The 20,259-nt window shown below is 73.2% G+C and carries 18 protein-coding genes; 10 read left to right on the top strand and 8 right to left on the bottom strand.

The features are described 5' to 3' along the window. Nucleotides 1-3 precede the first annotated feature (3 nt). Together OHB56_RS22925 and OHB56_RS22920 are read left to right on the top strand one after the other, a co-directional pair. Nucleotides 4-1,071 (top strand): NlpC/P60 family protein, encoded by a 1,068-nt coding sequence (locus tag OHB56_RS22925; protein ID WP_406355370.1) that lies wholly within the window; start codon nucleotides 4-6, stop codon nucleotides 1,069-1,071. Nucleotides 1,072-1,224: 153 nt separating this feature from the next. Then, nucleotides 1,225-1,440, top strand: coding sequence for a hypothetical protein (locus OHB56_RS22920; protein WP_406355368.1), 216 nt, complete (start codon nucleotides 1,225-1,227; stop codon nucleotides 1,438-1,440). A gap of 176 nt (nucleotides 1,441-1,616) precedes the next feature. Here the strand turns inward: OHB56_RS22920 and OHB56_RS22915 are convergent, their stop codons facing one another. Then, nucleotides 1,617-1,817, bottom strand: coding sequence for a hypothetical protein (locus tag OHB56_RS22915; protein ID WP_406355366.1), 201 nt, complete (start codon nucleotides 1,815-1,817; stop codon nucleotides 1,617-1,619). Between OHB56_RS22915 and OHB56_RS22910 the strand changes: the two genes are divergently transcribed. Together OHB56_RS22910 and OHB56_RS22905 are read left to right on the top strand one after the other, a co-directional pair. Then, nucleotides 1,816-2,799: a hypothetical protein gene (locus OHB56_RS22910; protein ID WP_406355364.1), complete on the top strand. Its 984-nt coding sequence runs from the start codon at nucleotides 1,816-1,818 to the stop codon at nucleotides 2,797-2,799. The two genes, OHB56_RS22915 and OHB56_RS22910, sit on opposite strands and share 2 nt — an antisense overlap. A gap of 278 nt (nucleotides 2,800-3,077) precedes the next feature. Beyond that, nucleotides 3,078-3,470, top strand: coding sequence for a DUF4913 domain-containing protein (locus tag OHB56_RS22905; protein WP_350847245.1), 393 nt, complete (start codon nucleotides 3,078-3,080; stop codon nucleotides 3,468-3,470). A 3-nt stretch (nucleotides 3,471-3,473) separates the two neighbouring features. On the opposite strand, the gene OHB56_RS22900 is transcribed toward OHB56_RS22905, so the two are convergent. After that, nucleotides 3,474-5,006 carry a hypothetical protein gene (locus OHB56_RS22900; RefSeq protein ID WP_406355362.1) on the bottom strand — a complete coding sequence of 511 codons (1,533 nt, stop codon included), beginning with the start codon at nucleotides 5,004-5,006 and terminating at the stop codon, nucleotides 3,474-3,476. A gap of 242 nt (nucleotides 5,007-5,248) precedes the next feature. On the opposite strand from OHB56_RS22900, the gene OHB56_RS22895 reads away from it, so the two are divergent. Then, nucleotides 5,249-6,862 carry a glycosyl hydrolase gene (locus tag OHB56_RS22895; RefSeq protein WP_406355360.1) on the top strand — a complete coding sequence of 538 codons (1,614 nt, stop codon included), beginning with the start codon at nucleotides 5,249-5,251 and terminating at the stop codon, nucleotides 6,860-6,862. Nucleotides 6,863-7,003: 141 nt separating this feature from the next. Here OHB56_RS22895 and OHB56_RS22890 read toward each other — a convergent pair whose 3' ends face one another. Further along, nucleotides 7,004-10,114, bottom strand: a complete 3,111-nt coding sequence (locus OHB56_RS22890; RefSeq protein WP_406355358.1) for an AfsR/SARP family transcriptional regulator — start codon at nucleotides 10,112-10,114, stop codon at nucleotides 7,004-7,006. Between the two features lie 207 nt (nucleotides 10,115-10,321). Between OHB56_RS22890 and OHB56_RS22885 the strand changes: the two genes are divergently transcribed. Beyond that, nucleotides 10,322-11,932: a hypothetical protein gene (locus OHB56_RS22885; protein WP_406355356.1), complete on the top strand. Its 1,611-nt coding sequence runs from the start codon at nucleotides 10,322-10,324 to the stop codon at nucleotides 11,930-11,932. Nucleotides 11,933-12,116: 184 nt separating this feature from the next. Beyond that, the gene (locus tag OHB56_RS22880; protein WP_406355355.1) at nucleotides 12,117-12,419 is read left to right on the top strand and encodes a zinc-ribbon domain-containing protein; all 303 of its coding nucleotides are present in this window, start codon (nucleotides 12,117-12,119) and stop codon (nucleotides 12,417-12,419) included. A gap of 31 nt (nucleotides 12,420-12,450) precedes the next feature. Here the strand turns inward: OHB56_RS22880 and OHB56_RS22875 are convergent, their stop codons facing one another. Continuing rightward, a complete protein-coding gene (locus tag OHB56_RS22875) occupies nucleotides 12,451-13,068 on the bottom strand; it encodes a hypothetical protein (RefSeq protein WP_406355353.1) in 618 nt (205 codons plus the stop codon). Between the two features lie 140 nt (nucleotides 13,069-13,208). Here OHB56_RS22875 and OHB56_RS22870 point away from each other — a divergent pair, with 140 nt between their 5' ends. Continuing rightward, complete coding sequence (locus OHB56_RS22870) at nucleotides 13,209-14,072, top strand: sporulation protein (RefSeq protein WP_406355352.1); 864 nt, start codon at nucleotides 13,209-13,211, stop codon at nucleotides 14,070-14,072. A 105-nt stretch (nucleotides 14,073-14,177) separates the two neighbouring features. On the opposite strand, the gene OHB56_RS22865 is transcribed toward OHB56_RS22870, so the two are convergent. Both OHB56_RS22865 and OHB56_RS22860 read right to left on the bottom strand, forming a co-directional pair. Then, on the bottom strand, nucleotides 14,178-15,113 hold the full coding sequence (locus tag OHB56_RS22865) for a M56 family metallopeptidase (RefSeq protein WP_326753912.1): 936 nt from the start codon (nucleotides 15,111-15,113) through the stop codon (nucleotides 14,178-14,180). A gap of 6 nt (nucleotides 15,114-15,119) precedes the next feature. Continuing rightward, the gene (locus OHB56_RS22860) at nucleotides 15,120-15,509 is read right to left on the bottom strand and encodes a BlaI/MecI/CopY family transcriptional regulator (RefSeq protein WP_055595566.1); all 390 of its coding nucleotides are present in this window, start codon (nucleotides 15,507-15,509) and stop codon (nucleotides 15,120-15,122) included. A 139-nt stretch (nucleotides 15,510-15,648) separates the two neighbouring features. On the opposite strand from OHB56_RS22860, the gene OHB56_RS22855 reads away from it, so the two are divergent. After that, entirely contained in the window at nucleotides 15,649-15,978 is a 330-nt protein-coding gene (locus tag OHB56_RS22855) for a twin-arginine translocase TatA/TatE family subunit (RefSeq protein WP_406355350.1), read from the top strand. Between the two features lie 9 nt (nucleotides 15,979-15,987). Here OHB56_RS22855 and OHB56_RS22850 read toward each other — a convergent pair whose 3' ends face one another. Both OHB56_RS22850 and OHB56_RS22845 read right to left on the bottom strand, forming a co-directional pair. Continuing rightward, on the bottom strand, nucleotides 15,988-16,866 hold the full coding sequence (locus tag OHB56_RS22850) for a TIGR03943 family putative permease subunit (protein WP_406355348.1): 879 nt from the start codon (nucleotides 16,864-16,866) through the stop codon (nucleotides 15,988-15,990). Between the two features lie 5 nt (nucleotides 16,867-16,871). Then, nucleotides 16,872-17,873 (bottom strand): permease, encoded by a 1,002-nt coding sequence (locus tag OHB56_RS22845; protein ID WP_326753909.1) that lies wholly within the window; start codon nucleotides 17,871-17,873, stop codon nucleotides 16,872-16,874. A 352-nt stretch (nucleotides 17,874-18,225) separates the two neighbouring features. On the opposite strand from OHB56_RS22845, the gene OHB56_RS22840 reads away from it, so the two are divergent. Beyond that, on the top strand, nucleotides 18,226-20,226 hold the full coding sequence (locus tag OHB56_RS22840; protein WP_326757099.1) for an NAD(P)-binding protein: 2,001 nt from the start codon (nucleotides 18,226-18,228) through the stop codon (nucleotides 20,224-20,226). The last annotated feature ends 33 nt before the right edge of the window (nucleotides 20,227-20,259 follow it).

Raw genomic sequence — 20,259 nt, 5'->3', positions numbered from 1 at the left:
CCGATGACCCGGACCCCGCGCGCACCCGGCAGGCGGACGGCCGCGGCCGTCGCCCTGGCCTGCGCCCTGACGGCGACGGTCCAGACGCCCGCACGGGCCGAGCCCGAGCCCGCCACCCTCACCGAGGTGAGGGACCGTATCGAGCGTCTCTACCACCACGCCGAAGCCGCCACGGACAAGTACAACGCCGCCGGCGAGAAGGTCTCCGCGAAGAAGAAACGCGTCCGCGGGCTGGACGCCCGGGTGACCGCCACCGAGACCCGGCTGACCCGCCTCACCTCGCTGGCCGGGGCGGCGGCCCGCGCCCAGTACCGGGGCGGCGGACTGCCCGCCGAGGCACAGTTCGTCCTCACCGGCGACCCCGAACGCGCCCTGGACACCGCCTCCGTGGCCCGCCAGGCGCAGCAGGCCACACAGCGCGTGCTGACCGCGCTGGCCGAGACCCGCGGAAAACTCGAGAAACAGCGGGCGTCCGCCGACAACGAGTTGCGGGAACTGCGGTCCGAACGGAAGAAGATGGCCGCCCACCGCAAGACCATCGAGAAGCGCATCGCCACGGCCGAGGCCACGGAGGCGCGGCTGTCGGAGGAGCAGCGCCGCCGGCTGGCCGCGCTGGACAAGGAGAAGGCCGACGAGGCGCAGGCGAAGTGGGTGGAGACGGGCGTCCTCGACAAGGCCGGCAAGGCCGACAGGGACGACAGGGACGACACCGGGGAAAACAGCGCCGGCCGCAAGGCCCTCGCCTTCGCCACCCGCCAGCTCGGCAAGCCCTACGTCTGGGGTGCCGAGGGCCCCGACTCGTACGACTGCTCCGGCCTCACCTCGCAGGCCTGGCTGGACGCGGGAGTGGCCATCCCGCGCACCTCGCAGGAACAGTGGCGCCTGCTCCACCGCGTCCCGGTCGAGGACATGCGCCCCGGTGACCTGATCATCTACAACGCCGACGCCACCCACGTCTCCCTCTACCTCGGCGACGGCGAGATGATCCACGCCCCGCGCCCCGGCCGCTCGGTGACGGTGGCGCCGGCGGCGTCGATGGAGATCCTCGGGGTGGTCCGGCCGGACGCCTGAGGGGGCGGGGGCCGTGTTCCGGTGCGGCCCCCCGCCCCGTCGCCGCGGGCGCCCCGGCCAAAGTCACATGCTCCGGCCGGAGCCGCCCTCCTGCCTCCCGGGCCTGTGGGGCCTGGGCCCGCCGTGCGTCCGGGAGGCGCCCGGCACGGGCGCGTGCCCGCTCTCCTGCGCGGCTCGGCGGCTCGGCGGCTCGGCGGCTCGGCGGCTCGGCGGCCGGCGGCTCGGCGGCTCGGCGGCCGGCGGCTCGGCGGCCGGCGGCTCGGCGGACTGAATTCCTGCACCAGCCGGCTGGTGAGCGGGGGCACCGGGACGGCCGGACCGCTCCCCGGGGTCGACCGCGCCGTGTGGAACGACTCGGTGGAGGCGTAGGACGTAGGTGTCCCGGGCGGCGGCGGCCGCATCCGGGCCGGCAGGTCCTGGAGCGGTATGTCGTCGCGCTGCTGGTACACCGGCAGCGTCGGCGCACTGGCGTCGGCCACCGCCTTGGTCACCGTCGCCGTGCCGGCGGCCCCGTTCGCGGCACCGCCTGCCACGGGGGCGCCGGTTCATCGCACGCCGATCGGCTCCTTGAACCCGTTCCGTCCGGTTTCCGTTGTGTCCGGCAGCGAGCCGGGGCCGGCCGTGAAGGGCCCGGCTCCGCACCGGACCACCAGGAGGTACGGCATGGCCCCGAAGGACAAGAAACGCAGGAGTTCACCCACCGGGTCGGACGGAAGCGGCCAGAGCAGCTCGAGCACGTCCAGCATGGGATTGGAGCAACTCTTCGCGACACTGCCGCCGAGCCCCCCGTCGGAGCGCGCTCTGAGCCGCGCCCCGGCCCTGGCTCTGGACCCGGAATCCCTGCGCGCCATCCCGGAGCGGACCCCCTGGACGCCGGGGGACGGTGCGACGTGGCTCTACCGGGCGGGCAACAAAGTCCTCACGGGGATCGTCAGCGGTTCCTCCTCGGCCGCCAAATGGGTCGCGGAGAACGACGCCGCCCTCGTCCAGTCCGTCGTCGCCGGTGGCTCCTCCATCCTCCAGGGCGCCGGTATCGCGGGCCAGTCGGCGGCGGCGCCCGCCGCCACCGCCGGGCAGGGGGTGTACGGCGCCGGTGTCACCATCGCCGGGGTGGCGGGGGCGTACACCGGCATCAAGGAGCTCTCCAGGCTCTGGTCGAACTACCGGCACCCCGAACGGACCCCCAAGCCGGTCAACTACCCGAAGATGGCCCTGGACCTGGCCACAGCCGGGTTCGCGGGCGTGTACGGCGGTTACAGCACCGGTGCGGAGCAGAACCCGAGCGCCGCTCAGATGGGTATGGCCGTGGGCGCCATCGGTGCCGGGGTGACCGCCGCGGCGGCTCCCTGGTTCCAGAGCCCGGAGCCGGCGCCCGCGCCCGCATACACGCCCATGTACACGTCCGCGTCCTATCCGCCGCCGGTCCCCCTGGGCCAGCCGTACCACCCCAGCATGACCTCGCTGACCCAGCAGTTCGAGACCTTCGAGCTCTCCAGCCTCCCGTCGACCGACACCCGGAACAGCTCGGTGTCCACCGGCAGCAACCCTCATGGCACCTATCCGCCCGCGCAGAACCCGGTGTCCGGGGCGGTCTCGTCCTACTCCTACTACCCGACGGACGGGCAGAACAGCCAGCAGCAGCACACGAGCACCTCCTCCACGACCTCGCACCGGCGCAGGCACCACCACCAGCCCAGCGGTGGTAACGGCAACGGTCAGTCCCTGTAGCCACGATTCACGACGGTTCGGCGGGGCCCTGGACCGGCCCCCGCCGAACCGTCGTACCCAGGAGCACCATGACGACCGAGACGGAAGCCGAGACCGAAGCCGAGACCGAGACCGGGACCGACGCCGACACCGCTGCCGCCGCCAGGCAGGAGCGGAAGTGGGAACGGGCCCCGAAGGGGGAGCGGGAGGCGCAGGGGGAAAGGGAGACGCAGGGGGAGCGGGAGCCCGCGCCACCCCCCGACCCCGCAGAGCCCGCTCCACCCTCCCCGCCGAAGTTCATCCTCTACCTGGAGGGCCACGAATACGCGGACACCCTGCGCCGCCTCACCCTGTGGACGCACCACGTGCTGCTGCCGGTGTACGGCAGGGAGGTGACCTCCACCGCGCCCTGGTGCGGCCGTTGGTGGGAGCACCCGGAGGCGATCGCCCAGCTGCACGGCCTGTGGCTGGCCTGGGGGGACATGACCGGGCCCGGCTCCGAGGCGATCGGCCCCGCCAACTGGCACCGTGACTGTCTGGGCCCGGTCATGGCTTCCCTGCGGGACCCGCAGGGCCCCTTCGCCGGCTGCAAGCCCCACGCACACCGGCCGAAGGAGACGCCGCCCGTCGACACGATGGACCCCTTCGGGCCGCCGCCCCCGCAGCCACCGCCTCCGGGCGTCCCCGCCTGACGGTCACCTCGACCGTCCCCCTCCCCCCAGTGCCTGGGTGTGGGTGGGCACCACGGGCCGGGTGGGGGTGCTGCTCCGGGGCGTCGACGGGCCGACGGGCCCGCGGGTCTCCGCCGTGGACTTCAGCCCCTCCGGACCGAGCAGGGCCCAAGGGGTCTCGGGGCTCACGGGGCTCACGGGGCTCACCGGGCTCACCGGACTCACGGGGCTCACCGGACTCACGGGGCTCACCGGACTCACCGGACTCACCGGACTCACCGGACTCACCGGAGCCGGTGACTCGAAGGGGTTGCGGGACGGGTTGAGGAACGGGTTGCGGGATTGCGCAGGACTCGGCGGACTCGTCGGCGGGGCGGGTGTGCCGGGCCCGGTGGGTGCGACGGCGTCGGTGTGGGCGGAGTCGGGGTACCGCTCCGACTGTTCGGGTGGGGCCGCCGTGAAGGCCTGGCTGTCGTAGGAGCGACTGTCCACCTGTGCCAGCCGGGAGTCCGGCCGCGCTTCGCCCTGCCGCTGCTCCGACAGCACCGGGTCCGGCGTCATCGCCGCCCATGCCGCCAAGGAATCCGGTGGAGACGACGCCAGCAGGTCCCTCTCCTGCGACTCGGCCGGCGGGTTCCGCGTCGGGGACACACCCGAGTCCCACGACTCCGACGACGGCGCGGTGACCCGGTCCACCCGCTGCTGCTCGACCGAAAGGAACCCCTGGCCGTCCAGCGTCTGGTTGCCGTCCACCCCCTCGATCCGGGACTCCGCGGGTGGCGAGGGCCGGCGCTGCTCGGTGAGCTGGTGTTCCGTCGTCCGTGCGGCCCCGTCGGCCGGGGCGTCCGTGGACGCGGCACTCTGCCGAGGCGGACGGACGAAGCGTTCGGTGAACGACGAGGACCGCGCGTTCCGCCGGTCCGCCTCCTGCGCGCTCTCCCGCAGGGCCTTGCGGGTGTGCGCGTTGGCGACGTACTCGGCGACGAGCGGCATACTCTCCGGGGATTTCCGGAATCTGTCCTTCCATTTTCCGGACGTGACCAGCTTCATCAGGGCGTCCTCGAGCGCCTCGTGCTCGGTGTGGGACGTACGCAGCCTGTTGCTGATCTCGGACTTCAGCCGGGTCAGCTCCCGGGGTTCCCGTCCGGGGCCGGACATCCGCTGCCCCTGCCCCTGCCCCTGCCCCTGCTCCGGAGCCGGCCCCTTCCCGCCCCGGCCGAAGCGGTCGCCCTCCGGGCCACCCCCGTAGGGACCCGTACCACCCTGGCCCTGGCCGTACCCGCCCTGGCCGTACGGGGCTTCCCCGTGACCGCCGCCGTCGAAGCCCGCGCCGATCTGTTCGTACCCGCGCCGGGACCGGCCGGTCAGGCTGCGCCAGGTGTCCCGCAGGGCACGCCACAGGCGCTCCCCGACGTCCGGCCCCTGCGGCTGCTCCTGCCCGCGGTTACCGCGGCTCAGGTCCCACTCGGTCCGCAGCAGTTCCCGGGCCAGGTCGTCCGGGCTCCGCCGCTTGGTCAGCCGGTTCGGTTCGCGGGGAACGGGTTGGCTGTCGGCCATGGTCGCCCTCTCTCCTCGGTTCGCTTCCCGGGCCGGGTCCTCGGAGTGGGATCGGCCGGCACGAGACACGACGGGCGACTCCGGCGAACGGTTCAACGCGGCGGGCAACGGGCAGCGGGCAGCAGGCACGGGGCGAAAGGCAGCCGGCGACGGTGAACCATCGGCCGCGCGCACCCGTCGTGCCTGCGCAAGCGATATCCGATCGCCCACAACGCGTACACCCGACAGGGGAGACACGTTCTATGCGCAGACGCACCTCGTTCCTGCTGGCGCTGCTCCTGGTCGTCGCCGGGGTCACCGGCACCGCCCTGCTGATGCAGAACCAGCGCTCCGACGGCGTGAGCATCGCCGGCACACCGGCCGCCGAGGCCGGTGCCGCCGAGCACACCGTCACCTTCCGGAACACGACGGACAGCCGCATCTGGATCGGCAGCACGGTCAACGCCGACGGGTCGGCCGAGCTCACCGGACTGCCGACGCTGGACCCCGGCCAGTCGGCCACCGTCACGATCCCCGAGCACTCCGGCGCCGGGCACTGGCGCGGCAAGTTCTTCGCCCGCGAGGGCTGCACCGGCGAGGAGGGCAGTACCTTCCACTGCGCCGTCGGCGACTGCGGACCGTACGCCGACCGGTGCTCGACCGGTGAACAGCCGACCGGGCTGGCCGAGTTCAACTTCGATCCGAAGGACAGCCTGGCGCCCTGGTACAACGTCAGCTACGTCAACGCCGTCGCGTCGCCGATCACCATCACGCCGGACGGCGTGACACCGCCCGAGACGGGCGAGTGCGCGTCGGCGGGCTGTGCCGAGGAACTGCTGGCCGCCTGCCCGGCCGACAACCTGGTCAAGGACGAGGCCACCGGCCGGCCGCTGGTGTGCGTCAACCCGAACCGGGACGCGAAGACCCCCTACAGCGACGCGCTGGCCAAGAAGTGCCCGACCGCGTACAGCTGGTCCAAGCACGACGCCGAGCAGGGCAACCAGGTCGTCTACCAGTGCCGGCAGTGCACCGGCATGACCGTCACCTTCCACGGCACCGGCGACGCGGCCACCCCGGCCGACGGCAACGCCTCGCCCCCGCCCGGCCCCGCCGTCACCGAGCAGCCCCGCGCGGGCGGCGGCACCCCGGCCGCCTCCCGCAAGGGCGTCGCCCTCAACCCCGTCGCGGGCGCCGCCGAGGCGCTGGCCGACTCCGGTTCGTCCTGGTACTACAACTGGGCCTCCTCCACCGACGGCGTCACCAGGCCGGAGGGCGTCGAGTACGTCCCGATGATCTGGGGCCCCGGCTCGGTCACCGACGCCGAACTGGGCCGGGCCGCCAAGGAAGGAAAGGCGCTGCTCGGCTTCAACGAGCCCGACCATCCGGGCCAGGCCACCATGTCGCCCGAACAGGCCCTGGATCTGTGGCCCCGGCTGGAGTCCACCGGCCTGCGCCTGGGCGCACCCGCGGTCGCCTCCGGCGGCGACGTCGCGGACGGCTGGCTGGACCGGTTCATGAAGGGAGCCGAACAGCGCGGCCTGCGCGTCGACTTCATTCCCCTGCACTGGTACGGCGCCGACTTCGGCCCCGACGCCGCCCACCAGCTGCGCGGCTATCTCCAGGCCGTGCACGACCGCTACAAGAAGCCGGTCTGGCTCACGGAGTACGCCCTGATCGACTTCTCCCGGGGCACCCCCCGCTACCCGAGCGAACAGGAGCAGACCGCCTTCGTCCGGTCCTCGACCGAGATGCTGAACGGCCTGGACTTCGTGGAGCGTTACGCCTGGTTCGCACTGTCCACCGGAACCAGCCCGACCGGTCTCTACGACGGGGCGGCCGCCAACGCGAGCGGGCGCGCCTACCGCGAGGTGCGTTGAGGCGCCCGGGCACCCGCCGCGAGCACCGGGACGGTTCGGCTCCGGAAACGGCACCGGAGTTGAACCGTCCGCACCTCGCGCCCGTTGTCCGGGTGCACCCGGCGGCTTCCCGGCGGGGCTCATGATCGAAGGAGATCCATGTCAGGCGGTCCGTTTCGGCGCAGCCCTTCGGGTACGGGCGTCGGCCGGGCCGTCCTGCAGGCGGGCGAGCCGCTCACGGACCTTCTCGGCGTCCGGATGACCGAGTTCCATGAAGATTTCCAGGGCTTCCCGCCAGCTCGTCCGGGCGGCCTCCGGTTCCTCGGCGTCGAGATGGGCCTCGCCGAGGTTGCCCAGTGTGTGGCCCTCGCCCCACCGGTTGCCGATGTCCCGGTGCGTCGCGAGCGCCCGACGGTAGTACGCGACGGACTCGTCGTAGTGGCCGAGCCGATGGTGGACCGTGCCGAGGATGTCGAAGGCGACGCCCTCGACCCAGCGGTTGTCGCTGGCGCGCAGGACGACCAGCGCCCGTTCGAGGCAGTCGAGGGCGTCGTCGTACCTGCCGAGCCGCTGGTAGGCGTCGCCCAGGTTGCACAGGGCGATGCCCTCCCCCCACACGCTGCCCTCGACGCGGTCGAGGGCCAGCGCCCTGCGGGTGTACTCGACGGCCTTGCCGAGCCGGCCGGCCTGCAGGTAGGAGTCGCCCAGGTTTCCGATCACCGCCGACCTGCCCTTCATGTCCCCGAGTTCCTGGAACAGGGCCAGCGCCAGGTGCAGGTGCTCGATGGCCTCGTCGAGGCTGCCGGAGCTGCGCAGCGCGGCGGCCACGTCGGCGAGGCCCTGGGCCTCGCCCTCCCGGTCGCCGGCGTCGCGGGCGGCGGCCAGGCCGGTACGCGCGGTGTCGAGCCAGTCCTGGATATGGCTGCGGAGGTAGAAGAACCCCCACAGGACGGCGGGCAGCCGCCACGCGATGCCCGCATGTCCGGACGCGGCGGCCCGGTGCACCGCGGCGACCAGGTGGGGCCGTTCGGTCTCGCACCAGGCCAGCGCCTGTTCGTGCGTCGTGAACTCCAGCGGCCGGCACCCCTCGGGCAGCGGTTCCAGGGAGATGCGGCGGCGATTCGGGGTGATGTGCGGGTAGGCGGCGTCGGCGGTGTACAGGTACCAGGCCAGCAGCCGCCGGCCGGCCAGGTCCCGCTCCTCGGGTGTCTCCTCGGCGCGGACCCGTTCGGCGGCGTACACGCGCAGCAGGTCGTGCAGGGTGTAGCGGCCGGGGAAGTGTTCGGTGAGCAGGTGGGCACGGGTCAGCTCGGAGAGGAGGCCTCGGGCCTCTCGCGGGGGAAGTCCGGCGAGACCGGCCGCGGCGGGCACGGAGATGTCCGGCCCCGTGTGCAGGCCCAGCAGCCGGAACAGGCGCGCCGCCGGGGCGGGCAGCGCCTTGTACGACCAGGAGAAGACGGCCCGTACGTCGGTGCTGATGCCGTCGCCGCCGGCGAAGGCGTCCAGGCTGCCGTGGCTGTCGCTCACCTCGTCGGCGATGGCACTGAGCGGGAAGGCGGGGTGGGCACAGGCGTGGGCGGCGACGATGGCGAGCGCCAGCGGCAGCCGGCCGCACCGCGTGATGATCTCCTCCGCCGCCTCCGGTTCCGCGGCCAGCCGGTCGGTGCCGAGGCGCCGGGCCAGCAGGTCGTACGCCTCGGCCGGCGTCAGCTGGTCCAGCGTCAAGGGGTGCGCCCCTTCGCCGGCGACCAGGCCGGTGAGCTGATTGCGGCTGGTGACGATGACCAGGCAGCCCGGGGAGCCGGGCAGCAGCGGGCGGACCTGCTCGGTGTCGCGGGCGTTGTCGAGGAGGATCAGCACCCTGCGCTGCGCGAGCATGCTGCGGTACAGGGCCACCTGCGCGTCGGGACCGGCGGGAATCCGCATCGGGGGGACGCCGAGCGCGTCGAGGAAGATGCGGACGGCCTCGTCCGGCGTCACCGCCGAGCCGGTCGGGTCGAAACCGCGCAGGTTGATGTAGAGCTGGCCGCCGGGGAAGCGGTCGGCGATCCGATGGGCCCAGTGCACGGCCAGGGCGGTCTTGCCGATGCCGCCCATGCCGCCGATCGCGCTGATCACGACGGTCGCCGGAGGGCTTCCGTCCTCGGGCAACAGGGCGCTGGTCCGGTCGAGTTCGGCGTGCCGTCCGGCGAAGGTGGGGAGATCTGCGGGCAGTTGCGCGGGGCGGGTGACTCCGGACGGGGGGTCATTCGGGTGGGAACGGCCGGTGTGGCCTGTGTGGCCGGACCCGTCCGCCTGCCGGTCGGCCGGGCCGTCCGACTCCGGCTCGTCCGCCGCCGTGCCACCGTCCACCGACCCGTTCGCCGACCCGTTCGCCGACCCGTTCGCCGGGACGACATCGGACGGCTCGGATATCACCGGCGGCCCGGACGGCCGGACCTGCCGGTGCGGAGCCGGTGCCGGGGCGGGAGTCGCACCCGGGGCCGGGTCGGGCATCAGGGCCGGGTCGGCCGCCAGAATGCGGTCGTGCAGATCCCGCAGCGAGGCGCCGGGCTCGATGCCCAGCTCCGCCACCAGGGCACTGCGTGCCCCGCGGTACGCGGCCAGCGCTTCGGCCTGCCGCCCGGACCGATACAGCGCCAGCATGAGCAGCTGACACAGTTGCTCCCGCAGCGGGTGTCTGCCGGAGAGCGTGATCAGCGGGCCGATCACCTCGTGGTGACGTCCGAGCTCGATGTCGAGGTCCAGCCGCGTCTCCAGCACCGTCAGCCACTCCTCGTCCAACCAGGAGCGCGCCGACTCGGCCAGCGGGCCGTTGAGTCCGGCCAGCACGGCTCCCTGCCATCCGTCGAGCGCGGTGTGCAGCAGTTCCGCGGCGCCCCACAGGTCTCCGGCGGCACGCAGCTTCTTCGCCCGGGCGACCCGCTGCTGGAACACGGCCAGGTCCAGGGCGTCGTCCGCGACGTGCAGCACGTATCCGTCTCCGACGGAGACGACCGTCCGGGGCGGCCCTGCCGCATTCCGGTCGGGTTCCAGGACCTTGCGCAGGCGCGACACATAAGTCCGCAGCACGGACACGGCGGCCGCGGGCGGCTCCGCGCCCCAGACGGCGTCGATGAGTTCACCGAGCGGTACCGGGCGTCCGTGGCGTAACAACAGGGCCGCCAGCACGACTCTCTGCTGCGGCGAGCCGAGGTCCAGTTCCTGTTTCCCGCGCCATGCCCGGACCGGCCCCAGCACAACGAAACGAACGGAATTCTCGTAGGCGTTCACCCTCGGACTCTAGTAAGTCAAGACTGCGTCGCAGCCCACTTTGGCGGAACATGCCGTTCCGTCCCGTGTCATCGCTGATTTCGCTGTTATCCCGCTTATCACCGAGGGGGTTGAACCATTTTTCCCCGGCACCCGTTGCGGTACGCGGGCCATGCCGACACGTCCCCGGCCGCGCCGTGCGGCCGGGGACGTCAGAGAGGAATGCTGATGAGCCGTGACGAAGCGGACGAGCCGGTCGACGGAGGGGAACACACCGAGTCGGGGAGGACGCCCGATCCGTCCCCGCACTTCACGGTGGTCATCTCCGGTGACGGCTCCGCCGCCATCGACGGAGAACCCGTACAGGTGGCGGAGGGGGAGGCGGTCGACGCCGCGATCCTCGACACCCTGCACGGACACGCACGCGACCGGGGCATCACCGTCACGGCGGCGATCTCCGACCCCGCCGCGGGGTACGTGGCGTTCGTCGAGGTCTCCCCGGACGGCTCGAGCTCACTGCTGGAACAGCAGCAGGAGCCGGAGGCATCGGCCCCGGTGCCGGCACCGGCACCGTCCCTTGTGAAGGGGGACGCCCTTGACGATGCCGACGACGACGGGCCCGCCGGTGGCACCGGTCCCGCGGTCGCTCCGGGCGTCGACGCCCACGAGGAGGCCCACGACGACTTCGACGAGGCGGCGTACGCGCTTCCCGAGCCCGAGGGGCCGCCGCCCCCGCCTCCGTCCGATGGTCCGAGAGCAGGAGCAGGAGCAGGAGCAGGGTCGGGACCGGAGCCCGGGGCCGGGCCGGGTGCGGGTGTGGGTAGGGGTAGGGGGCTGGGCTGGGATTCGGGCTCCGGGTCGGCATCCCGGTCGGAGTCGGCCACCCGCCCCGTACCGCCGCCGAAGCCTGCCCGCAGGACCGCCTCGCGGCAGTCGGACGACGCGTTCGAGGGCCCCGGGCTGCTCAGCAGGCCCCTGGTCGTCGGGCCGGTGGCCCTCGGTGTGGCCGCGCTGGTCGTCGTGCCGCTGGTGATCCTGGGCAGCGGCGGATCGGACGGCGGCGGGAACCAGGAACAGGCCGCCGCCCGTGCGAGCAGTTCGCCTTCGGCCGAGGTGTCACCGACCCTCGAGACGCCCCCGCGGCCGACCCCGCCCCCGCCCGGTCCGACGTCCGCCTCGCCGTCGGCCGAGCCGAAGGACAAGGACAAAAGCAAGGCCAAGGACAAAAACAAGCCGCAACCGAAGCCGAAGCCGACGTACACCCCGGGGGCGAAGAGCGGTGGGCGCGTCACCGTCACCGTGACCGCGACGCCCCCGAAGGACACCACCACCGTCACGGCCAAGCCCCCGCAGGACACCGCCGCCAGTGCCGTGAAACGGCTCGCCGGGAACGACCCGTCCGGACGGCACATCTGCTATCGCGCCTACGTCGCCGGGCAGGGCTGGCAGAAGCCGGTGTGCGACGGCACGATCGCCGGTACGTCGGGCCAGAACCGGCCGATCAAGGCCCTGAACATCGCGGTGCACGGCGTCGACGGGTCGGCCGCCAACGCGTTCCGTCACTCGTCGAAGCCGGTCGACGGCCGGGGTGAGTGGGAGCCGAGCTGGACGGCCATCACCGGCGACGGCAAGAACTTCTACATCGGCAGCTCGAAGCGGAACGCCCCGAACATGCTGGGCTTCGCCATCAACGTCGGCAGCGGCGAGGTCTGCCACGCCGTCCGCCTCCGCCAGGGCGACTGGGCTCAGCGGACGTGCAGCAAGCCCCGCCCCGACTACACCTTCGGCGGCACCCTCGACAACGACGTCTGGCTGGAAGCCGTGAAGTTCACTGTGTGAACCGCGCGGCCGCGGCGGCCTCTGCCGACGGTCCCGACGAGGATGCCGTCGCCCGCCCCGCTGCCGACCGCCCACTGATCACTCGCCGATCGCCCACCGACGGTTTACGACCAGTACTTTCGTAGTAGTGGCAGTGGTAGCGGCAGTGGACGGTTGGGCGGTGGCCCGGAACAGGAGCGATGACATGATCATTTTCGGCACCAAGGGGTACCTCTACCAACTCGCGATCCTCACCTTGGTGTGCTCCCAGTGCGGGAATCCCTCCGCGCACACGCTCAAGAAGCGGGTCACGAAGTTCACGCTGTTCTTCGTGCCGCTGTTCCCGGTCTCGACGAAGTGCGCGACGCAGTGCACCTTCTGCGGCGCCGAGTCGAAGGTGACCGCGGAGCAGGCCGAGCAGTTGCAGGCGCAGGCCGCGGGCGGCCCCGGCGGCGGTCAGGCGTACGGACAGCCGCCCCAGCAGCACCAGCAGCCGTACCAGCAGTAGTACCGGCAGGAGTGCCGCAAGCCGCGGGCCCTCAGAAGTACGGGCCCGCGAGGGCGATCCACGGCACGGCCACGGCGACGGGGACCAGGGCCAGGATCCAGCGGGGCTGGTGGCGGGGCGGGCGGGTGAACGCGAAGGCCAGGACCGCCGCGCCCAGGACGAGCCCCGCGTAGCCGACGTACCAGCCGCGTTCGACGGCCCCCCGCGCCCACAGGCTGATGCCGGCGCCCTCCAGCTCCTCCTCGAGCGCGCTGCCCGTGTACGGGTCGCCCCACCCGGCCGCCACGGACGCCACCTGGCAGGTCAGCAGGGCCGCGAGGACGAGGAGGACGGACGCGGGGAATCGTTCCTCCACCGTGTGGCGTACGCGCCACAGCAGGTAGAGGAGAACCCCCGCGACCGCCGGGGCGAGCGACACCGCGTACGCCGCCGTGTAGACCTTCGTGTAGGCCCCGTCCCCGGCCTCTGCCGAGGGCGTGCCCGAGGCCGCCGCCGCTCCCAGCACCTCGGCACGGTCGAGGAGGCTCCAGATCTCCGGGATCGCCGCGTACCGCGCCGACACCCACAGGACCACCAGCGCGCCGACGACCAGCCACTTCGCCCTGGCGGGGAAGCGGCCCGCGTCGAGGACCCGGTCGGGCACGGTCATGGCCGGATGATAGCCACAGCGGCCGCACGGACCCTTCCGGGCAACCCATCTATGCTCCACGCGGTTGTTCCCTGTGCGCGGATGCGCGCAGGTGTACGCGGCAGGTGTACGCAGGTGACAGGTAAGGAGCGGATGCCTCGATGGTGTTCAAGCGGCTGCTCGGTTCGCCGGGTGTGGGCGGGCCCTCGGTCGACACGGTTCTGGAGCCGGGACCCGTCCGGCCCGGCGGGACGCTCGCCGGGCAGGTGCGGCTCGTGGGCGGCGACACCGCGTTCGACGTCGAGCAGGTGGCCCTTGAACTCGTGGCCCGGGTGCGGGACGGGGAGGACGGCGGGAGGGGGGTCGCCGTGCCGTTCGAGCGCTTCGCCATCGGGGGCGGGTTCCGGTTGGACGAGGGTGAGGCGCGCACCGTGCCGTTCGGGGTGACGCTGCCGTGGGAGACACCCGTCACCGAACTGGACGGCCGGGAACTGGACGTCCGCCTCGGCGTGCGGACCGAGCTGGCGGTCGCCGGGACGCAGGCCCCGGAGGCCGACAACGACCCCGACCCCGGCCTCGATCCGCTCGGTGTCGGCCCGCTGCCCGCCCAGGAGGCGATCCTCGGCGCGTTCCGGCAGCTCGGGTACGGGCTGCGGTCCGCCGGTCTCGAGCACGGCCGCATCGGCGGCACCGGGCAGCGACTGCCCTTCCACCAGGAGATGGGACTCACCCCGGCGCCCTCGTACGCGGACCGGGTGGAGGAGATCGAGCTGACCTTCCTGACCCACCCGGGCGGCATCGACGTCGTCCTGGAGGCCGACAAGCGGGGCGCAGGGAACGCGGGCGGCGACGACACCGGGCACGACGCGCTCAGCCGGTTCACCGTGGGCCACGACGACGCCCGCGACTGGGCCACCGAGGTCGACGGCTGGGTGCGCGAGCTGGTCGAGCACCGGGAGGCGTACGGCAGCGACAGTGCGTACGGGCACGGCGGACCGCACTCCTCCGGGCCGGGTCTCGGCTGAGAGTCCGGCTCCCGCCACCGCCTCACAGCGACGTCATCACAGCGACGTCATCACAACGGCGTCATGACAGCGGCCTCGTCATAGCGGCGCGTCACAGCGGCCTCGTCACAGCGGCGTCGCCGTCCACAGGATCCAGAACAGGGTCACCGCCGCGTTGGCGGACGACATCGCCGACGCGGCCGTACCTGCGGCCGCTCCCCAGGCCGCCAGGCCCGCCGAGGTGAACACCTCCGGCCAGGGCCCGGTCGCCGGAGCCGGGGCGAGCAGCGCCGCCACCCGGCGGGGGATCGGTCCCGGCGCCGCGAACGCGGGCAGGGGCGGGCCGCCGGCCCGGGAGGCGAGGGCCGCCTTGCCGATGGCGGTGGCGACGGTACGGCGGTCGCCGACCGTACGCGCCGCCTCCTCGTCCGCCCAGCGCTCCGCCGCGTACGACACCGCGGTGTGCAGGGGGCGCAGGAACGGGTTGGCGTGCGCGGCCAGCCGTACGGCCAGCAGGAACCGGTGATGGCGCGCGGTGAGGTGGGCGCGCTCGTGGGCGAACAGCGCGCGGCGCTCGGCGGGGGCGAGGTGGTCAAGGAGCGCGGTGGTGACCACGACGCGGTCGCGGCGCGGTCCGGTGCCCGGAAGGGCGTACGCGTACGGGGCGCCGTCGGGCAGGACCGCCACCTCCGTGTCCGGCAGACCGTCCAGGGCACGGTGGGCGCGGCGGCGGGTGCGGACGTGCCGCCACAGGGTCCGGGCGCAGGCCAGCAGCACCGCGCACAGCGCCGGGATGGCGGCCTTCCCCAGGACCTCGTCGTACGGGACCGCCTCGCGCACCTCCGGGTCCGACCAGCCGTCGGGCAGCGGGTTGCCGGGCAGGGTGGCGGTGCCGACCACCATCACCAGGCACAGGCACACCGTGCTGCACACCGCCATCACCGCCGCCACCCAGGTCAGCATCCGCGTCGCGGTCCGCGGGTGGAGATGCTGTGCGGCGAGCCGGGCGATCGGCCATGCCGTCAACGGCAGGACGAGCGGCAGGAAGACGAACACCCCCATGAGGCTTCAGTCTTCCCCGTCGCTCCGGGGCTGACCCAGCAGTTCCCGCAGCAGCCGTTCGTCGTCCGGGCCGAGACCGGTGACGAAGCTGGCCAGGACCGCCTCCCGGTCGCTCTCGGCGTCCAGCACCCTGCGCATCCGGTGGGCGGCGAGGCCGGCGTGGTCGGAGGCGGGGGTCCAGGCGAAGGAGCGACCCGCGCGTTCACGGGTGACCGCGCCCTTCGCGAGCAGCCTGGTGAGGATCGTGATGACCGTCGTATAGGCGAGGTCCTCGCCCAGCCGCTCCTGCACCCAGCCGGCCGTCGCCGGGCCGTCCGCCTCCCGCAGCACCGACAGCACCAGCGACTCCAGTTCGCCCTGTCCCCGCCGCCGGTGATGCCGGCTGTGCTCGACCACGGCCTGTCTCCCTTCCGTCGCCCTCCCGTTCCCGGGCGGTCATCGTATAGACGAGCGGACACCGTCAAATTCTCTACATTGCTGTAGATTCTACGGGCGGCATCCGGCAACGGCTCACGAGAAGGACGGACGGACTCCCATGTTCGGACTGAGCGAACTCGCGATCATCCTCATCGTCCTCATAGCCGTGCTCGCGGCGAAGAAGCTGCCCGAGCTCGCCCGCTCGGCCGGAAAGTCCGCCCGCATCCTCAAGGCCGAGGCCCGTGCGGCGAAGGCGGAGTCGGAGGCGGAGGCGGAGGCGCAGGAGGACGAGCGGCGGGCCCAGGCCCAGCAGCCCCGGCAGGCGCACCAGCCGCAGGGGGAGCAGCCGGGCGCCCCTCGTGTCATCCGGGGCGAGACCGTCGTCAAGGGTGAGACCGTCACCCGGGACGCGGCCGCCGACGGCAGCCGCACCCAGCAGCAGCGCTAGCGCGCCTGTTCAGCCGTTCCAGACCTCGTCGTACGGGTCGTTCGGGGTGGGGACCGGCTTCGCCGACGTGACCTCGAAGTAGGGGACGGGTCCGTCGTTGACCGGGTCCTTCGTCCGGCGCGGACTGTAGGTGCCGGTGACCTCCAGCCAGGCGTCCGGTTGCAGCACCGGGGGGACCTCGCCGGTCAGGGCGATCTTGACCGGCTGGCCGTCCGCGGCACAGCAGTTGAGGGACATCCGGACCAGGTAGGGGACGCCGGACGGGTCCAGAGCGACGAAGCCGGTGATCTCGATGGGCCGGTCGCCCAGCCCGCGGCCGTCGTCGTAGACCGCGCGGGCCGCGTACTCCCCCACCCCGAGACGCAGCGTGCCCCCGGCGGGGAGTTCCGGGAAGCCGAACGGCTTCTGCAGGGCCGTACCCGTGTGGGTGGCGCTGTACGAGCCGAGGGCCGGCGGCGCCACCAGGATCAGGGCGAGAACGGGAAGGGCCAGGAGCCAGGAGATACGGGGCTCGTGGTGCCCCCGGTCGTGATCGTGCTCGCCACCGCCACCGTCACCACCGCCTCCGTTCCCGCTCTCACCACCGCCGTCGCTCCCGCTCTCACCACCGCCGTCGCTCCCGCTCTCGCCACCGCCGTCGCTCCCGTCCCCGCTCCCGTTCCCGCTTTCGTCGTGGTCGCGCTTTCCGGACGCTTCGCGCCACTCGTACCAGACCGTCGCCATCGCCGTCACGACGAGTACGGCTCCGCACAGCAGGAGCAGCGGGCGCAGGCCGGCCTTGACGTAGCGCAGATGGAGGTCGGTCAGCCCGGCGTGCAGCACCGTCGCGCCCAGGAGGAACAGCAGGGCCGCCTGCGCCTGCCGGTTCGGATTCAGGTTTCGACGCACCCGGTTCACAGCAGCACCGCTCCCGTCAGGACCGAGACCGCCACCGCCAGGACGAGGGTCGCCGGGGCGAAGCGCAGGGCGAAACCGCGGCCGAACGTGCCCACCTGCATGGCGAAGAGCTTGAGGTCGACCATGGGGCCCACGACGAGGAAGGTGAGCCGGGCCGTCAGCGAGAACTGGGTCAGGGACGCGGCGACGAACGCGTCCGCCTCCGAGCAGATCGACAGGAGAACGGCCAGCGCGGCCAGCACCAGGACCGACAGCACGGGATGATCGGCCGCCCGTTGCAGCCAGTGGGCCGGGACGACCGCCTTCAGCGTCGCCGCGGCCATCGCACCGACCACCAGGAAGCCGCCGGCGTGCATCACGTCGTGCCGGACCGACCCCCAGAACGCCGCGCCCCGGCTCCGCCCCTCGTAGGACGAACGGGACGGCGGGCGCAGCCAGTCCGCGCGGCCGTGGCGCTGCCACAGCCAGCCCATCAGGCAGGCCACCAGCAGGCTCGCCACGAACCGGGCGAGGACCATCAGGGGATCGTTCGGGAAGGCGACCGCCGTCGCCGTCAGCACGATCGGGTTGATCGCGGGGGCGGACAGCAGGAACGCCAGGGCCGCCGCCGGGGCCACTCCCCTGCGCACCAGCGCCCCCGCCACCGGGACGGACGCGCACTCGCAGCCGGGGAGCACCGCGCCCGCCGCACCCGCGACCGGGACCGCCAGGGACGGACGCTTCGGCAGGGCGCGGGCGAAGAAGGACGGCGGGACGAACACCGCGATCGCCGCGGACAGCAGGACGCCGAGCACCAGGAAGGGCAGCGCCTGGATCATCACCGCCACGAACACCGTCGTCCAGCTCTGCATCACCGGGGCGCCCAGGGCGCGGCGGATCGGGTCCTGGAACATCACGGCGGAGAGCAGGAACAGGACGAGGAGAAGAGGGGGATTGAGCTGCCGGGACTCCTCGGCCGTCCCGTCGCCGCCCTCGCCGCCGGCACCACCGGGCGTCATGCCACCGTCGGTCCCCTTCCACGGCCCGCTCCCCGGCTCGCTCCCCGGCCCTGATCCCGCCCCGGTCGGACCGTGCCGCGCCCCGCTTCCCCGCGGAGTCGGCTTGGTCATGGCCACGAGCCGGGCACCTCCTGGCATCGCGCGCGGGAGCGGGGACGTCAGCGGGGCGGGGCGCGCGTCTCCCCTCCCGTTCCCGTGCATACGGGACGAAGGGCGGGCGTGTTCAACACCGTTGGGCATCATTCGGCACCGGCCGCCGCGTACGCCTGGAACCGTCTGTGTGTATACGGCAGTCTTTCCTCTCGTGGTGAGCCTTCCGAATCAGACCCTGCCGGGCGTTCCCCCCGCGCACATGGTGGTGTGCGGTGACGACGGACTCGCGCATCGCCTCGCCGCCGAACTCCGGGGCGTGTACGGCGAACAGGTCACCCTCGTCGTCCCGCCCTCCGGGCTCCGGGTGCGGGAGCCGGTGGTGGGGCGGGCCCGTGCCGCGTCGGCCGCGCTGCTCGACCGGTTCGTGAACGCCACCGTCAACCGCGGTGGCGGCAACGGCGCGGGCACCCACGGCGGTTCGGACGACCCGTCCGACGAACGGCTGGTGGAGGCCGCCGAGCCCACCGACGCCGTACTCGCCGAAGTGGGTGTGGCGCGGGCCGCCGCGCTGGCCCTGGTGTACGACGACGACGAGACCAACATCCGCGCCGCCCTCAACGCCCGTCGGATCAACCCCCGAATCCGCCTCGTCCTGCGTCTCTACAACCGGCGCCTGGGCCGGCACATCGAGGAACTGCTCGACCAGGCAGCCGAGTTGTCCGTCGGTGGTGACACGCAGGGGCGGGGGTACCCCAGGACCGACATCTCCACCACCGTGCTGTCCGACGCCGACACGGCCGCCCCCGCCCTGGTCGCCACCGCGCTCGTCGGCACCAGCAAGATCGTCGACACCGACGGGCTGCTGCTGCGCGCGGTGGAACGGCGGCCCCCGCGCTCCGGCGAGGTCGCCGATCCCGGACTGTGCACACTGGCGCTGCTGTCCGCGACGAGCAACGACCCCGCCGGTTCGGAAGGTTCGGAGGACAGCGGCGACCAGGGGCCACAGATGCTGCCCGACGCGGCGGCCGTCGCGGCGGCGACCGGACGCGGCACGATGGTGCTGGAGCAGGTGTCGTACTCCGGAACGCCGTTGCCCGCCGTCCGGGCCCAAGTGCCGCCGTTCGCCTCGCTGTTCTCACAGCGGCTGCGGTGGTCGCTGGCAGGTCTCGCGGCGGCGGTGGTGGCGCTGGCGGTCGTCCTGGCCCTGGCCACGGGCGACCACCCGCTGCACGCCACCTACGTCACCCTGCTCGACCTCTTCGCGATCAACGAACCCGCGCACAACGACTCCATGGGCCGGCAGATCCTGCAACTGCTGTCCGCACTGGTCGGGTTGCTGCTGCTGCCGGTGATGCTGGCGGCGGTCCTCGAGGCAATGGGCACCTTCCGCACCGTGTCGGCGCTGCGGAAGCCGCCGCGCGGGCTGAGCCGGCACGTGGTGCTGCTCGGACTAGGCAAGATCGGTACGCGGGTGCTGACCCGGCTGCGCGAACTGCACATCCCCGTGGTGTGCATCGAGGCCGACCCGGAGGCGCGGGGCATGGCCACGGCACGGCGGCTGGGCGTACCGGTGGTGCTCGGGGACGTCACGCAGGAGGGCGTGCTGGAGGCCGCGAAGATCCACCGGGCCGACGCACTGCTCGCGCTCACCAGCGCCGACACCACCAATCTGGAGGCCGTGCTGTACGGGCGGGCCCTGCGCGCCGACCTGCGGGTCGTCCTGCGGCTGTACGACGACGAGTTCGCGACGGCCGTGTATCGCACCCTGCGGGCCGCGCACCCCGACGCGGTGACCCGCAGCCGCAGCGTCTCCCACCTGGCCGCGCCCGCCTTCGCCGGGGCGATGATGGGCCGGCAGATCCTGGGGGCCATCCCGGTCGAGCGACGGGTGCTGCTGTTCGCGGCGCTGACCGTGGGCGGGCATCCCCAGCTGGAGGGGAAGACGGTCGGCGAGGCGTTCCGGGCCGGGGCGTGGCGGGTGCTGGCCCTGGACACGGCGGCGACCCGGGCGGCCGCTCCGGGCGCGTACGGGAGCAGTATCCGGAACGGCTCCGGAAACGCCGCCGGTCCCGGGGCCGGTGCCGGCACGGGAACCGGCGGCGCCACGGCGGCCGGGGAGCCGCCGGGGCCGTCGGGGCTGGTCTGGGACCTGCCCGACACGTACGTCCTGCGGAACGAGGACCGGGTGGTGCTGGGCGCCACCCGGCGAGGGCTGGCGGAACTGCTCGGGCGCAGGGGAAGGGACCGGCCGGGGAGGTGACCGGCCGGGAGCGACGGCCGGTGGCACGACCCG

Source organism: Streptomyces sp. NBC_01635, from assembly GCF_045209715.1.
GTDB classification, from domain to species: Bacteria; Actinomycetota; Actinomycetes; order Streptomycetales; family Streptomycetaceae; genus Streptomyces; species Streptomyces hirsutus.
Note: the sequence above shows the minus strand (reverse complement) of the source record. Positions and strands in the feature narration are given on the sequence as shown.